Here is a 16,022-nt window from a genome sequence, read left to right on the forward strand (position 1 = left end):
CATTTATCATCAATTATTCCGCAATTTTTTTCAGCTTCTGAATGTCTTTTAAAACAATTTTTTTACCAACCAATTCAATCAATCCAAGTTTATTAAAATCAGATAATAAACGGATACAGCTTTCGGTTGCAGTACCGATCATACTGGCCAATTCATCTCTGGAAAGCTGAATTTTTAAGGTTTTGTCTGCATTGGTGCCGAAAGTTTCATGTAAATAAATCAAGGTTTCTGCCAAACGTTCTTTTACCGATTTCTGAGCCATATTGACCATGTGATCATCTGCTAATCTCAAATCACCGCAAATCGTTTTCATAACATTCATCGAAAACTGATTGTTTTTATCGAAGAAACCTAATATTTCAGCTTTTGGTATAAAGCAGACCTGCATGTCTTCCAGCGCAACGGCACTTAAGTTTGCGGGTTCATCACTTATCATAGAACGCTGACCTAGTAATTCTCCTTTGGTAACCAATTTAACAATATGATCTTTTCCGTTTGGACTCAATTTTGTTAATTTACAGATACCATCTTTGATGCAGAAAATACCATTCACATTTTCTCCTTCTTCAAAAATGTTTTCTCCTTTTTTGATTGTTCTAGAAGTTTTACATTCTGAAATTCTTATAAGCTCGTCTTTATTTAGTGCCTTTAAAGAGCTAAATTCTCTTACGATACATTGTTCACATTTACTCATAACGAAATTGTATTTTCGATTACAAAGTTATACATTTATATGATAAATATCATTGTTGGGATACAATCAATTTTTGAATTTTGTTTGTTTAAATTACCCCCTTAATTTATGGAGAATAAAAATTGCTTTCATTGTGGTTTAAGTATCGCAATAGAGGAGAAAATTGTCTTTGATGAAAAAGAATTTTGCTGCAGCGGATGTAAAACAGTTTATGAAATTTTCAGTCTGAATGATTTGACTTGTTACTATGATTTTGAGAAGTCACCAGGTGCCACTCCGCAGGATATTAATGGTAAATATGATTTTTTAGATAATGAAAGTATTGTTGCTAAGTTATTAGAGTTTCAGGAAGAGCCAGCAGCTATTGTTTCGCTTAGCATTCCACATATCCATTGCAGTTCCTGTATTTGGATTTTAGAAAATTTACAGAAACTTCAAAAAGGAATAAACACTTCGCAGGTAAATTTTCCAGAAAAGAAAGTCCGAATCAATTATAATTCATCTGATGTTTCTCTAAAAAGCATTGTTCATCTGTTGTGTTCAATAGGTTATGAACCATACATTAGTCTGGAAAATTATGAAACAGGAAAAAGCAGTATCGATAGGAGCCTCACCTATAAGCTGGGTGTTGCTTTCTTTTGCTTTGGTAATATTATGCTGCTTTCTTTTCCAGAATATTTTGAGGTAAAGGAGTATTGGCTGGATAATTACCGGCCTTTCTTCAGATGGTTAATTTTTGCGCTGTCTTTGCCATCCTTTTTATATTCGGCAAGCGGGTATTATGTTTCGGCTGTTAAAAGCATTAAATCTAAAATGCTGAATATTGACATTCCTATTGCTCTGGGAATTGTCGTGATGTTTGTACGCAGTACCTTTGATATTGTAATGGATTATGGTTCGGGTTTCTTTGATAGTTTAACCGGTTTGATTTTTTTTATGCTGTTAGGGAAAATGTTCCAAATCAAGACTTATAGTTTTCTTAGCTTCGAAAGAGATTTCAAATCGTATTTCCCAATTGCCATTACCAAAATAAACCGAGATGCCAGCGAAGAAAGCATTCCTGTTTATGAAATTGAAAAAGGGAACAGATTATTAATCCGCAACCAAGAATTAATTCCTGTGGACGGAATTTTGATATCCGATAAAGCCGAAATCGATTATAGTTTTGTTACCGGCGAAGCAGTTCCGATAACTAAGAAATCGGGAGATAAAGTTTTTGCCGGCGGAAAACAGATTGGGAAAGTTATTGAAATGGAAGTACTGCATTCAGTTTCCCAAAGTTATCTGACGCAGTTGTGGAGCAATGATGTTTTTCAGAAAAAAGTTGAGCAGCAACACAAAACAATTACAGATAGTATCAGCCGTTATTTTACGCCTATTCTTCTGCTGATAGCCTTCGCAGGATTTGGATATTGGATATTTTTTGATGCTAATACAGCTTTTAATGTTTTCACGGCGGTACTGATCGTGGCGTGTCCTTGCGCATTGGCATTGACAGTTCCTTTCACAATGGGGAATATGTTGCGGATTTTTGGAAATAAATATTTTTATCTCAAAAATGCTTTAGTGATTGAACAGCTGGCGAAAATTGATACCATTGTTTTTGATAAAACGGGAACAATAACTACAAATTCAAAATCGAATATTTCCTATGAAGGCAAAATACTTGATGAGACCAATTTATCAATATTAAAAAGTGTTCTTCGTGCCTCTAATCATCCATTGAGCCGAATGCTGTATGATTTTCTCCCTGAAATAAAAAGACTCCAATTAGATGCCTTCGAAGAAATAACAGGAAAAGGAATTCAGGCTGTGGCTGGAGGCGTTTCTATACAAATGGGATCAGCTAATTTTATCGGTGAAAAAGGACAAAGCGAAGTGCAGCAAACCTCTGTTCATGTAAAAATAGGAGAAGAGTATTTTGGGAAATATGTTTTTAATAATCAATACAGGGAAGGATTGTCCGATCTTTTTGAAAAATTAAGTTCGCAGTACCAGCTGAAAGTTTTGTCAGGGGATAATGAAGGAGAGCGCAGTCTGTTGGAAACAATTCTGCCAAAAGGCACCGAAATGATTTTTAATCAAAAACCAGAGCAGAAACTTGAGTTTATAAAAGCTTTGCAGGATCAGGGTAAAAATGTCATGATGGTTGGCGATGGGCTGAATGATGCCGGAGCTTTGGCACAAAGTAACGTTGGTATTTCCATATCCGAAAATGTGAATGTTTTCTCTCCAGCCTGCGACGCTATATTGGATGCGAAGGAATTTAAAAAACTGCATTATTTTTTAAAATTGTCCCAAAAATCCATTTCGACGATAAAAATGAGTTTTACACTGTCTCTTTTGTACAATGTCGTTGGACTTTCGTTTGCTATCACAGGTAACCTCTTGCCGTTAGTTGCAGCAATCATTATGCCGCTGAGTACCATTACTATAGTGAGCTTTGTTACTGTAATGAGTAATTACTATTCGCGAAAAATAAAATAAAACAATTACGTATTTATGTGAATTTTTTTCATAATTTTAACATATTAGATTAAATATGATAATTGTCATTTTTTATAAAAACGGATAAATATAATTTTGTCAACTTAATATTTAAGTTTATGAGCGTTATCTATTTATTAATTGCCATTAGTATTTTTGTCGCTATTGGATTTTTCATTGCTTTTGTTTTTGCAGTAAAATCAGGTCAGTACGATGATGATTATACTCCGTCTGTCAGAATGCTTTTTGACGATGAATTAATAAAATCTTCCCAAAATAAATCTAAAATTAAAAGCTAAACTCCTCTTTAATCTTTAATGGTTAAAGGCTATTTTTTACAACCTTAAAAACAATTACAAATATGGAAATGGAACAATTTTATTATGACAACAAAATTGTAAAGAAGTTCATTTATGCGACCATACTTTTTGGAGTAGTGGGAATGTTAGTAGGTCTTATATTGGCTACGATGTTCCTTTTTCCAAATATGACCGATGGTATTTCATGGTTAAGTTTTGGAAGATTGAGACCTTTACATACCAATGCCGTAATTTTTGCCTTTGTTGGTAATGCGATGTTTGCGGGTGTTTATTATTCGCTGCAAAGGCTGTTAAAAGCCAGAATGTACAGTGATTTCTTGAGCAACCTGAATTTTTGGGGATGGCAGTTAATAATTGTCGCCGCTGCTATTTCACTTCCGTTGGGATACACTTCCTCAAAAGAATATGCCGAATTGGAATGGCCTATTGACATTGCGATTGCTTTAATCTGGGTAGCTTTTGGGATTAACATGATTGGTACAATGCTCAAAAGAAGAGAGCGTCATTTATATGTTGCCATTTGGTTTTACTTAGCTACATTTATTACAGTTGCCGTACTTCATATTTTTAATAGTTTGGAGTTACCGATTTCTGCTATGAAAAGTTATTCTGTTTATGCAGGAGTGCAGGATGCTTTGGTGCAGTGGTGGTATGGTCATAATGCAGTTGCTTTCTTCCTGACAACACCATTTTTGGGACTGATGTATTATTTTGTGCCAAAGGTTGCTAATCGTCCTGTTTATTCTTATAGATTGTCTATTATCCATTTTTGGTCGTTAATATTTTTATATATCTGGGCTGGACCTCACCATTTATTATACTCAGCTTTGCCAACTTGGGCTCAGAACTTAGGAGTTGTATTCTCAGTAATGCTGATAGCTCCATCTTGGGGAGGTATGATTAACGGACTTCTTACTCTGAGAGGAGTTTGGGACAGAGTACGTGAAGAGCCGGTTTTGAAGTTTTTTGTTGTTGCAATGACAGGTTACGGGATGGCAACTTTTGAAGGACCAATGCTTTCTCTTAAAAATGTAAATGCAATAGCGCATTATACCGATTGGATTATTGCTCACGTTCACGTTGGAGCATTGGCTTGGAATGGTTTTATGGCTTTCGGTATCATTTATTGGCTGATTCCAAGGATGACAAAAACTACTTTATATTCTACTAAACTGGCTAATTTCCATTTCTGGGCTGGAACACTGGGGATTATTTTATACGCATTGCCATTATATCTAGCAGGTTTCCTTCAGGCTTCAATGTGGAAGCAGTTTAATCCTGACGGAACCTTAACTTATGGTAACTTCCTTGAAACAGTTACTCAGATTATGCCAATGTATTGGATGAGAGCTATAGGCGGATCTCTTTATTTATTAGGAATGCTTACATTAGTTTATAATATTATCCAAACAGTTAGAGCTGGTGAAGAAGTTGAGGATGAATTAGCAGAAGCTCCAGCTTTACAATCTATTAGTTCAGGAAGACTTAGAGGAGAAAAATACCATTCCTGGCTGGAAAGAAAACCAATCAAAATGGCAGTGTTCGCGACAATCGCAATATTAATTGGAGGAATTATACAGATTGTGCCAACGATTATGGTGAAGTCTAATATACCGACAATTACAAGTGTTAAGCCTTATACACCTTTGGAACTGGAAGGGCGTGATTTATACATTCGTGAAGGCTGTGTGGGCTGTCACTCACAATCGGTTCGTCCGTTTAGAAGTGAAGTAGAGCGTTATGGACCGCAGTCCAAAGCGGGAGAATTTGTGTATGATCATCCATTTTTATGGGGATCAAAACGTACTGGTCCCGATTTGTTAAGAGTTGGAGGAAAATATAATGACAACTGGCATTTCAATCACTTTTGGAGTCCGCAGAGTATTTCAGCTGGTTCTATTATGCCTAGCTATAAATGGCTGTTTGATAATAAAGCAATGGACATTTCAATGACCGAAAAGAAAATGAAAGCTATGGTTACCCTTGGAGTTCCTTATACCGAAGCTCAAGTTTCAAATGGATTGAAAGATTTAAGAGCACAGGCAATTGCCATTGAAGAAAGTCTAAAAAATGATCCTGATTTTGTAAAAAGTTATGAGGACAGCAAGAAAAAAGCTCTGGCAAAAGGTGAAAAATTTGTTCCAATGAACGAAAGAGAAATTGTGGCCTTGATTGCTTACATTCAAAGACTGGGAACTGATATTAAAGTGAAAGAATAATTAAAAGTAAACGTTATGTTTGAGCAAATAAAACACAATATGGAAACCATTGCAGGTGTTGCCATATTTCCTATACTATCGTTGCTGATTTTCTTTTTCTTTTTTATTGGTTTAGGACTTTGGGTTTACTCCTATAAAAAAGAAACTATAGACGAAATAAGCCAAATCCCGCTAGAAGACTAATTGTACAATTTCAAAATAATAAATGATGAAAAAATTAATTCCATCTTATCTAAGAGTCCTTTTTATATTTTTTGCTGCTTTTGGGCTGCTGGAATATCTAATTGATTCCGGAAATAGGCCAGCATTTATAAAATATCCTATGGTTGCTGTCTTTTTGTTTGTGCTGCTTTTCCTTTTGATTGCAATCGAAATAACATTATCAGCAGTTGATAAAATTAGTTATCTGCTGCTGTCGGCCGAAGAGAAAGAAAAGATTGCGCAGCAGGAAGCTTTGGGGACACAAGAAGATAATTGGTATAAAAAAATAGTAAACAGTTTTACTAAATCTTCTTCTGTTGAAGATGAAAAACAATTATTGATGGACCATGATTATGACGGAATCAAGGAGCTGGATAACAATTTACCGCCATGGTGGGTATATTTATTCTACGCTTGTATTGTTTTTGCTGCAGTATATTTGGTTCGTTATGAGATTATGGGAGCTCCAGATCAGGAAGCCGAATTGAAAGCTGAAGTAGATCAGGCCAAAATTGAAGTAGCCGAATATATGAAAACGGCACCTGATTTAATGGATGAAAAAACAGTAACTTTACTAACTGATCCTGCCGATTTGGATAAAGGAAAAGCAATTTTTCAGACTAATTGTGTGGCTTGCCACCGAGCTGATGCAGGAGGGCAGATTGGACCAAATTTAACCGATGATCATTGGATTTTGGGTGGCGGCATCAAGAATTTATTTCACACTATAACTAATGGAGGCCGAGACGGTAAAGGGATGATTGCCTGGAAAGGTACTTTGAAACCAAAAGAAATTCAGGCGGTTGCCAGTTATGTAATTTCTTTAAGAGGAAGTAATCCGAAAGATCCAAAAGCACCAGACGGTGATATATGGGTAGAAGACGGAGCACCGGCAGCTGCTTCTGCAGCACCTGCAGCAGACAGTACTCAAGTAAAATAATAATAATTTATAAAAAAAAAGAGCTTTGTCAAAATTCATTACTTTGAGAAAGCTCTTTTTTAGTATTTAAAAACAAAAAAATGTCAAGTAAACTGGACGAATCTTTCAGAGATACCATCGGGACTGTCGATAAGGAAGGCCATAGAAAATACATTTATCCCAAAAAACCATCTGGTAAGTTTTACGATTACAGAAAATGGGTCAGTTATTTTTTATTGATTGTTCTTATTGTGAATCCGTTTATAAAAATTAACGGAAACCAGTTCATGATGTTCAATGTTTTGGAACGCCGTTTTAATATTTTCAGCTTTCCTTTCTGGCCGCAGGACTTTTATATTTTTGTTCTGTTTATGGTAATTGGTGTTGTATTTGTTATTTTATTCACGGTTATTTTTGGTCGGATTTTTTGCGGATGGATTTGTCCGCAGACTATTTTTATGGAAATGGTTTTTCGCCGGGTCGAATATTGGATAGAAGGAGATAGAGGAGCACAGATTCGATTAGAAAAGCAGGAATGGAATGCTGAAAAAATAAGAAAGAAAGCTTTAAAATGGTCTGTTTTTCTTTTGATTTCATTTCTAATTGCCAATGTGTTTTTGGCATATCTTATCGGAAGTGACGAATTATTTCGTTTGATTGAAGATGGACCTTTGGCACATTCGAGCAGTTTTATTTCGCTATTGATTTTTACAGGAGTTTTTTATTTTGTTTTTGCCTGGTTTAGAGAACAAGTCTGTATTATTGCCTGTCCTTACGGAAGGCTTCAGGGTGTTTTATTGGATAAAAAATCAATAAACGTGGCTTATGATTTTGTTCGCGGAGAAAAAGAAGCTGGCAGAGCCAAATTTAATAAACAAGAAGACCGGGCTGCTTCGGGAAAAGGCGATTGTATCGATTGTAAACAATGTGTGCATGTTTGCCCGACAGGAATTGATATCCGTAATGGAGTGCAGCTGGAATGTATAAACTGCACGGCCTGTATTGATGAATGCGATACTATAATGGAGGGGGTAGGATTGCCGAAAGGACTTATCCGTTATGCTTCGGAAGATGAAATAGAAACCAAAGCTAAGTTCAAATTTACTGCCAGAATGAAAGGTTACACGGCAATTTTGGTGATATTGGTTGGTGTGCTTACTGGGTTACTATTTTTAAGAACCGAAGTAGAAGCTACTGTTTTGAGACTGCCGGGACAATTATATCAGCATAAAGGAGATAATATTAGTAACATATATACTTTTAAAATTATCAATAAAACCAATCATGATATCCAAGACATGAATTTTAGATTGGTTGGAATTAAGGGAACGTTGAAAGTAGTTGGAGTTCAGGAGTTAAAAGTTCCTAAGCACGGAATGTCTAGCGGAACCATGTTTATTGAGATTAACCGATTTTTGCTGGAAAGTGACAGAACCAAATTAGAGATCGATCTTTATGAAGGAGATAAAAAAATAGAAACAACTTATACTAATTTTTTAAGTCCGAGGAGTTTTGACTAGGTTTGGCTTATTTTAAAAATAGTTATTGAAATAATATTAAAAATAGTAATAATGAAAATTAATTGGGGAACTTATATTGTAATTGCATTTGCATTGTTTATCAGTTTTATTATGTATTTTGTTTTAAAAGTTCAGTCCGACAGCAAGTATGATAATGACCTGGTTGTGGAAGAATATTACAAGCATGATGTTCATTTTCAGGACGAAATGGCACGTATTCAAAATGCTCATGATTTAAAAGAAAAACCTGTAATTACTTTAGATACAAAAGGTGTAACGGTTTCTTTTCCGGCAGTTTTTTCGCCAAAGGATATCAAAGGAACAGTTGCTTTATATAGAGCTTCCAACAAGAAATTTGATTTTCAGACACCCCTTTCGTTTACAGATTCGGCTTCGCTGTTTATACCTAAAGATAAGTTTGTTGGCGGCGAATGGTACATTAATATGGAATGGAAATATCAAGGAAAGTCCTATCTGACCAAGGAAAAAATTTATATTAAATAGAATTAAGAAAATAGATAAAAGAGGATAGAATGAAGAAATTGAGGAGAACCAGATTTAGTTTTTAAATTCTTCTTCCCAAATCTGCAATCTAAAGTCTAAAATCTGCAATCTCAAATCACAATGCTTTACACCGCTTTTTTATTTGGTTTAATCAGTAGTTTTCACTGCGTAGGAATGTGCGGGCCTATCGCTATGATGCTGCCTGTGGAGCGAAATAATCCTGCCAAAAAAGTAATTCAGATTATCACATATCACTTTGGAAGGCTTACAGCTTACGGAAGTATTGGTTTACTTTTTGGGCTGTTGGGAAGAGGTTTGTTTTTGGCTGGAATACAGCAGCAGTTATCTATTTTTATTGGTGTTGTAATGATTTTGGTGATTTTAACTCCCGAAAAGATTTTTTCTAAATATAATTTTTCGAAACCCGTGTACGGCTGGATTTCAAAAATCAAGCAAAATCTGGGCAGTCATTTCAAAAATAAAAGCTTCAAATCTCTTTTTATCATCGGGCTGCTGAATGGTTTTCTGCCGTGTGGAATGGTTTATGTAGCTTTGTTTGGAGCAATAGCCATGCAGAGTGCCGGTTTTGGAGTTTTGTATATGCTGCTTTTTGGATTAGGAACAGTGCCATTGATGAGTTTAGTGGTTTATATCAATTCGTTTCTCACTGTTTCTATTCGTAATAGGATTCAAAAAGTGATTCCGTATGTGGGAGTAGCAATTGGCATATTATTTATTTTGAGAGGACTTGGACTTGGAATTCCTTATGTTTCTCCTTCGAATATGAGTTTGTTTGTAAAGGAAAGAGCCAATTGCCATTAATTGGTTTTGCAAAAAACGTTTTCTATTTTAAAGGGATTTAGAAAATTACATTTTGTTAAATTTGACGAATAGTAAACTTTATATTCAGGCTGAAAATTGAGTTGACTAAATATAATTGAGTGAATTAGCAACCAAATTTGAGCATCTTATGAAGTCTTTTGCAGAAATTGATATTGAAAATAACGGGAATTATCTAAAATTACTTTCAGCAGTTTCAAAACTTTCGGATCTTTTCAGCGAAAGTGCTGTTCCTTTCATTAATTATCGGGTTGCGGAGAATATTTTTTGCAGAAGTTTTAATGCAGGAAATCTTTCCCGGTCTGATACTGCTTTTGATGCTAATTATAATTCACTTGGTGTCGGTCTCAAAACTTTTGTCTGTAACAGCAATTCCAGTACCGAAAAAGTGGCAGAATTCAATTCTTTATCAAGAACTTTAAAAGATTTTAAAGGAAAAGAACTTGCTTTAAAGCTTGGTGAGTTCAGAAATGACAGAATAAATTTGGCAAATCGTGTTTATAATATTGAGAATTCCCTATATCATATTGTTGCCCGCAGAGAAAAAGAATTATTGCTTTTTGAAACCGATTATAATAGTATTGATACTGCCAATATTCATTCAGTAAAGGATACTAAAACGAGTCTGCAGTTTGAAGACGGACATAATCTGTATACTTTCAATTATTCAAAAAGTACGCTTTTTAGAAAATTTATTATTTCGCCAAATGCCTTTCATCTGCCAATTGATATAATCGAAGATCCTTATTCTTTACTGCTTGAATTATTTGAAGAAAATAAGAATTTAAAAACAGCTTCAGACAAACTTGTAAAAGGCGAAAATTATGTAATTCTACCTCTTTATGGCATTTTCAAAGGGGAAAAATTCATTTTTGAAAGAAGCGGTTTAAATCAATGGAATGCGAATGGAAGAAAAAGAGATTTTGGAGAAATTTACATTCCGATTCCTGCTGAATTAAATAAAAAATATCCAGATTTCTTTCCTAAACGGGATCAGGATTTTAATTTGCAGATTCCTACAGGTGAAATTTTTACTGCAAAAGTCTGTCAGGAAAATTCAAAAGCCTTAATGACAAATCCGAATAAAGCTTTGTCTGACTGGCTTCTCCGAAGAGTTTTGCAGCTTAAGGAAGGAGAATTGGCGACAATTGAAAAATTTGATAAATTAGGTTTTGACAGTGTTATTATTACGAAAGATGAAAATAGCGATTTCAAAATTGACATTATGAAAACGGATGCTTTCACTGAATTCAATTCCACAGCCATATAGATTCATATAAGAGCAAATATATAAAAACTGTCTGCGGAGATTCCTTATTTTGCGTGAGGGATGGCAGTGGAGCTCTTTTTTAGAGAGGCTTTTTTCGGCCTCTCTAAAAAAAGCGGGAACGTACAGCCCGGCCTGCAGTCTCGTCTTTTTTCGGACGAGACGGAAGGACACGCCCAAAGAGCTTTAAAAAAAGATGAATTTAATAATTAAGATGGTACTTTAGAGGATTAATTTATCCTTATGTCTTTTTTTAAATTGTCATTGAAAACAATGCTGTTTCTGGTGCTTTTCTTTTTAATCTTAAATCAAATGCCATACAGATGTTGCGTACATATGGTTTTCCTTCTTCGGTCACAATGATTTTATTTTTTTCTATAACCAGCAGACCGTCAATTTCCATTTCTTTCAGCTGCATTATAATCTCGGGGATTTCAGGAACATAATTTGCTGCATCCTCCCAGCTGGTTTCAAATTGGCACATCAGATTCAGAATGTGTTTTCTGACGATTAAATCTTCAGCAGATAATAGATGTCCTCTGTAAACAGGTAATTCGTCTGATTCCAATATTTTGTAATATTCTTCTATAGTTTTGACGTTTTGCGCAAAACTGTACCAGCTGTCGCTTATGGATGAAACGCCCAGTCCAATCATCAGCTGGGTTTTTGAAGAGCTGTAACCCATAAAGTTTCGGTGCAGTTTTTTAGTATCAAATGATTTATACAGACTGTCAGATTTTAATGCAAAATGATCCATTCCAATCTCATAATATTCATTTTCAAAGAGCAGTTCTTTTCCAACTTCGTATAGTTTTCTTTTGGCATCGTCTTTTGGAATGTCTTCGTCATGAAATCCGCGCTGTCCGTTTCCTTTTATCCACGGTACATGGGCATAACTATAGAATGCTAATCGATCAGGCTGTAGTGAATTGGTTTTTTCGATTGTATCCACTATGTTTGTAATTTCCTGAAATGGCAGGCCAAAGATTATATCATGACCGATGGAAGTATATCCTATTTTTTTTGCCCAAAAAGTAACTTTGGCCACATTATGGAAAGGCTGAATTCGGTGGATCGCTTTTTGTATTTTTTCGGAATAATCCTGAACGCCAAAACTCACTCTTCTAAAACCTAAATCATATAATTTCTGCAGATGGGCAAGAGTCGTGTTATTTGGATGTCCCTCAAAACTAAATTCATATCCTTCGGCTTTTTCGGCTTGTGAAAATATCCCGTTTATTAGGTTTTCAAGGCTTTCTATTGAGAAAAATGTAGGTGTTCCCCCGCCTAAATGAATTTCTTTAATTTTTGGTTTTTTATCTAAAATTTCACAGTAAAGTGTCCATTCTTTTAAAACTGCTTCAATATATGGGTTTTCGACATTGTGATTTTTGGTGATACGTTTATTACAGCCGCAAAATGTGCATAGACTTTCGCAGAAAGGAAGGTGAATATATAAACTGATACCCTCTGTACTGTTGCTTTCCAGAAAAGATTTTTTTAGGGTCTGAAGCCAAATTTCTTTTGTAAATCCTGACTCATCCCAATAAGGAACCGTAGGATAGCTTGTGTAACGAGGCCCAGGTACATTGTATTTTTGAATTAGTGAGGTTTTCATAATTTCGCATTTAATGTAAATGACAAAATTAGGCTGACTTTTTAATGATTAAAATGATAATTGTCATATTTTGTTTGTAGTTATTTATTGACAAAGAGGCTCGTGTGAGCCTCTTTACTGTTTTTTATAGTGTATCATTGATTAAACCAACCCATTTTTTTGCCAGTTTGTGGTCTTCAAACAGACAATTAAAATCAAGATAATGATTCTCGATATTATAAATTGGAATCATTTCTTTTTTCATAGTGTTTTTATGAACGAGTTCTATTTCAACTTTTTCGATGGTGCCTAATTTGCTTCGGGTAGTTTCAATTAGGTTACAGAGTATAATATCTTTTAAGTTAACGAAATATGCAGTTTCTTTTTTATAACTGAAATCAATGAAAAGGAAACCTTTGTTCTTTTTATCTAACGACAGGATTTTTTTGTTCTGTGTTTCGGATAATTCAAAGTCGTAATGATTGTTTTGGCTGTATTGTTTCTTTATCTCTTTAATTTTGGCTCTGTTCGTTATATTGGAACGGAAGACTAATGTTATCGGGATGCCTATTAAAATTGTAATTATAAGGCCTATTATGGTTACTGATGTGTCCATTTTTTAATTTTTTTGTGATTAGATATAATGATTTATTTCCTTGATTCGGAAAGAATCAGGAAAAAACAAAAAGCCGTTATTGGCTTTTATAAACCGCAATTATGAGATTTAATCACCAAAAATAATGGAAGGGAAAAAGTAAAATCGAGACTTTTGAGCATCTGTCGATGTCTTGATTTGATAGAATTATTTTGAGGTTATTTTCTTTGAGATTAGAAAATAATGGGAGTAAAGTATTGCTGTCGTTTATGTCAACAGGAATACGGCTGTTAGATTTTAGCTCAGGAGTTCCTCTTTCTATACTTGGCTGAACGAAATGAGAAACACTTAAACTTTCTTTGTTAATGTCAGTACTGCTTTCCTTTTGAAAAGAAATTATAGTATCGTGATTTGCGCTGTGTGCAAATGCGAACTGGAGTAAGAGCCCAATAAATACGATAAATTTCCAAAAAATCTTCATACTGCAAAAATAGATAATTGGCTTTTGATCAGCGGAGTGTATTGTGGTAAATGAAAGTTAAAATTGCATGTTTTTATTAAAAAAGCCTCAAAATTATAGGTTTGAGGCTTAGTAAAGTATTGTTATTTTTGAATTTTATTCCTGATTCAAATTTCTCAATTGTTTTAGTTTTTCTTTCCAGACATCAAGGCTTTCTTTGTGAATAGCTATGTTTTTTCGAACCTCTAATACTATTGAATTTTCTTTTTTTGAATTTTTTGTATTTGCAAAAAACTGAATGTTATTTTCTAATTGGAAAATTTCATTTTGTACTTCCTCGATTTTACGCATTAGGAAAATTTTCTCATTATCGAGTTTTCTGGTGTCGTTGCTTTCAGAAAGATTCTCCATTCTGTTGGAGAAACGCATGATTTCAGTATCTTTTTTGCTTAAGCTTAATTTTTCGAATAAAGCGTCAAGGATTTTGTTGAATTTTCCTTCGATATGTCTTCTTGGGAAAGGAACTTTACCAAAGTTTTTCCAAGTTTCGATATGCAGTTTGATAGCGTCCAGATCGGTTTTGTGATCACCGGTCAATTGGAATTCTCTCAGTGTTTCCAAATAGGCTTTCTTTTTGTCAAAAGCTTCAACTTCGTCAGCGTTTTCAACGTTTTTATGTTCTTTTAGCTTGTCGAAATAATGGTTACATGCTTCTCTGAATTCATTCCAGATTTTATCTGAATATTTTCTAGGAACATGACCGATTTTTTTCCAGTCTTCCTGAATCTGCTTCATGATAGGAGTTGTGCTTGCAAAATCAACACTTTCCTGCAATTCTTTGGCTTTTTTAACCAAAGCTATTTTTTTATTCAGATTGTCGTTTTGGTCTTTTTTGATGTCTTTGTAGAAAGAATTTTTGAAACTGTTGAAATTTCTAACTGCAGTTTTAAAAGCAGCCCAAGTGGCTTCATTTACATCAGATGGAACTTTTCCGGCTGAGAAAAACTCAGAACGCAATGCTTCTACTTTTTCAATCTGTGCCAGCCATTGTGAATGGGCATTCACTTTTTCGGTAGCTAAAACTTCAATTTTGGCAATGATTTCTTTTTTCTTTTCTAAGTTTTCAAGCTCAGTTCCTCTTAAGTTTTCAAACAAAATTTCACGTTTGTCGTGCATTTTTTTTGTGAGTTCACTGAATTGGTTCCAGATTTCATCACGGTGTTCTCTAGAAACAGGACCAATATCTTCTTTCCAGATCCGGTGTAAATCCTGTAATTCTCTAAAAGCTTTATTGATATCTGCTTCTTTAAGCAGTTCTTCAACACGGGCAACAATTTTTTGTTTTTGTTCCAAATTGTATTTGAAATCAATATCTCTTGCTTCTCTGTCTAAGTGCAGATAGTCATAAAAATTCTCAACATGAAAATGATAATTATTCCAAACGTGGTTGTATTTGTCTTTTGGGATAGATCCTGCATTTTTCCAGCGGTCTCTTAACTCATTAAAATGATTTAAAGTGTCTTTGATGTTGGCCTGCGGATTGATTAATTCTTTTAATTCCTCTACAATAGCCAGTCGGACTTCCAAGTTGGATTTTAAATTGGATTGTAAGCTCTTGAAATGAGTATTTTTATTGTCTTTGTAAATCGTGTAATATTGATCAAATTTTGATTTTAGTGGAAAATGATATTGAAATTCTTCATTAGGGTCTTGATTTTCCTGATTGAATTCTTCTCTTTTTTCTTCGATTAGATGGTTGTATTTGGCCAAAAATGCTTTACGGATTTCCTCAACATGTTCTTTAATAGACATTACTTTTTCATTTGTAACTAAATTTTTCAATTCGTCTACAAGTTTGTCCATTGGCAATGCTTCATAATCCAGCATTGGTATGTCATGGCGTTCTTTTAACGTTTCATCTTCGCTTTCTTCAGCATTGGTCTCGGCAATAGCGTCAAGTACGTTTTGTTTTTCATCAGCTGTACTTTCACTTGATGTTACTGGCTCAGAAACTGGTTTTACAGTATTTTCCTCTGCCACAGCATCATTGATTTCATTTTCTGCATCCACAGAAACTTCTGATAGAACTGCTTCCTGCAATTCATTAGCTGTTTTTCCGTCTGTCTCATTTTCTTGAATTGACAGGTTATCGTTCTTTTCTTCTAACATTTTTGTGAATGTTTAAGGTTTTTATTTTTTGAATGCGAAAGATACTAAAGGTGCGCCACAATACAAAATAAAACTTCGGTTTATAGCTTTTTTGCTAGGAAAAATAGCTCAATTTATTTGAGGGTAGAATGCTTTATAGTTTTGCTGAGGTGTTTTTTTGAATTTTTGAAGAAAGTAAGGAATGTGTAAGTATTTGAATTGTTTCGAAAAAAAAGTCCCACCGAAGCAGG

General features: G+C 34.5%; 13 protein-coding genes. 9 read left to right on the plus strand and 4 right to left on the minus strand.

Annotated elements, in window-relative coordinates; all coding sequences use genetic code 11:
* Positions 1-13 precede the first annotated feature (13 nt).
* Positions 14-694 carry a Crp/Fnr family transcriptional regulator gene (locus OZP07_RS06555; RefSeq protein WP_194642187.1) on the minus strand — a complete coding sequence of 227 codons (681 nt, stop codon included), beginning with the start codon at positions 692-694 and terminating at the stop codon, positions 14-16.
* 108 nt (positions 695-802) lie between these two features.
* Between OZP07_RS06555 and OZP07_RS06560 the strand changes: the two genes are divergently transcribed.
* The 9 genes from OZP07_RS06560 (at position 803) to OZP07_RS06600 (ending at position 10,974) form a co-directional block, all read left to right on the plus strand.
* Positions 803-3,181: a heavy metal translocating P-type ATPase gene (locus OZP07_RS06560; RefSeq protein WP_281637713.1), complete on the plus strand. Its 2,379-nt coding sequence runs from the start codon at positions 803-805 to the stop codon at positions 3,179-3,181.
* 119 nt (positions 3,182-3,300) lie between these two features.
* Positions 3,301-3,480, plus strand: a complete 180-nt coding sequence (ccoS, locus tag OZP07_RS06565) for a cbb3-type cytochrome oxidase assembly protein CcoS (RefSeq protein ID WP_115810731.1) — start codon at positions 3,301-3,303, stop codon at positions 3,478-3,480.
* 62 nt (positions 3,481-3,542) lie between these two features.
* Positions 3,543-5,720: a cytochrome-c oxidase, cbb3-type subunit I gene (gene ccoN, locus OZP07_RS06570; protein WP_194642189.1), complete on the plus strand. Its 2,178-nt coding sequence runs from the start codon at positions 3,543-3,545 to the stop codon at positions 5,718-5,720.
* A 15-nt stretch (positions 5,721-5,735) separates the two neighbouring features.
* The gene (locus OZP07_RS06575; RefSeq protein WP_115810727.1) at positions 5,736-5,903 is read left to right on the plus strand and encodes a CcoQ/FixQ family Cbb3-type cytochrome c oxidase assembly chaperone; all 168 of its coding nucleotides are present in this window, start codon (positions 5,736-5,738) and stop codon (positions 5,901-5,903) included.
* Positions 5,904-5,928: 25 nt separating this feature from the next.
* A complete protein-coding gene (locus OZP07_RS06580) occupies positions 5,929-6,861 on the plus strand; it encodes a cbb3-type cytochrome c oxidase N-terminal domain-containing protein (RefSeq protein ID WP_281638458.1) in 933 nt (310 codons plus the stop codon).
* 80 nt (positions 6,862-6,941) lie between these two features.
* Positions 6,942-8,360: a cytochrome c oxidase accessory protein CcoG gene (ccoG, locus tag OZP07_RS06585; RefSeq protein ID WP_194642190.1), complete on the plus strand. Its 1,419-nt coding sequence runs from the start codon at positions 6,942-6,944 to the stop codon at positions 8,358-8,360.
* A gap of 51 nt (positions 8,361-8,411) precedes the next feature.
* Positions 8,412-8,864 carry a FixH family protein gene (locus tag OZP07_RS06590; RefSeq protein ID WP_281637714.1) on the plus strand — a complete coding sequence of 151 codons (453 nt, stop codon included), beginning with the start codon at positions 8,412-8,414 and terminating at the stop codon, positions 8,862-8,864.
* Between the two features lie 120 nt (positions 8,865-8,984).
* Positions 8,985-9,686 (plus strand): sulfite exporter TauE/SafE family protein, encoded by a 702-nt coding sequence (locus OZP07_RS06595; protein ID WP_281637715.1) that lies wholly within the window; start codon positions 8,985-8,987, stop codon positions 9,684-9,686.
* Positions 9,687-9,834: 148 nt separating this feature from the next.
* The gene (locus OZP07_RS06600) at positions 9,835-10,974 is read left to right on the plus strand and encodes a phospholipase D-like domain-containing protein (RefSeq protein WP_281637716.1); all 1,140 of its coding nucleotides are present in this window, start codon (positions 9,835-9,837) and stop codon (positions 10,972-10,974) included.
* 250 nt (positions 10,975-11,224) lie between these two features.
* Here the strand turns inward: OZP07_RS06600 and hemN are convergent, their stop codons facing one another.
* From hemN to OZP07_RS06615, 3 genes are all read right to left on the minus strand, one after another.
* Entirely contained in the window at positions 11,225-12,589 is a 1,365-nt protein-coding gene (hemN, locus tag OZP07_RS06605; protein ID WP_281637717.1) for an oxygen-independent coproporphyrinogen III oxidase, read from the minus strand.
* A 124-nt stretch (positions 12,590-12,713) separates the two neighbouring features.
* Positions 12,714-13,184, minus strand: coding sequence for a hypothetical protein (locus OZP07_RS06610; protein ID WP_194642195.1), 471 nt, complete (start codon positions 13,182-13,184; stop codon positions 12,714-12,716).
* A 595-nt stretch (positions 13,185-13,779) separates the two neighbouring features.
* Positions 13,780-15,792 (minus strand): DUF349 domain-containing protein, encoded by a 2,013-nt coding sequence (locus OZP07_RS06615; protein WP_281637718.1) that lies wholly within the window; start codon positions 15,790-15,792, stop codon positions 13,780-13,782.
* Positions 15,793-16,022: the final 230 nt, after the last annotated feature.

Source organism: Flavobacterium marginilacus (assembly GCF_026870155.1).
In the GTDB taxonomy this organism is placed as follows: Bacteria; Bacteroidota; Bacteroidia; order Flavobacteriales; family Flavobacteriaceae; genus Flavobacterium; species Flavobacterium marginilacus.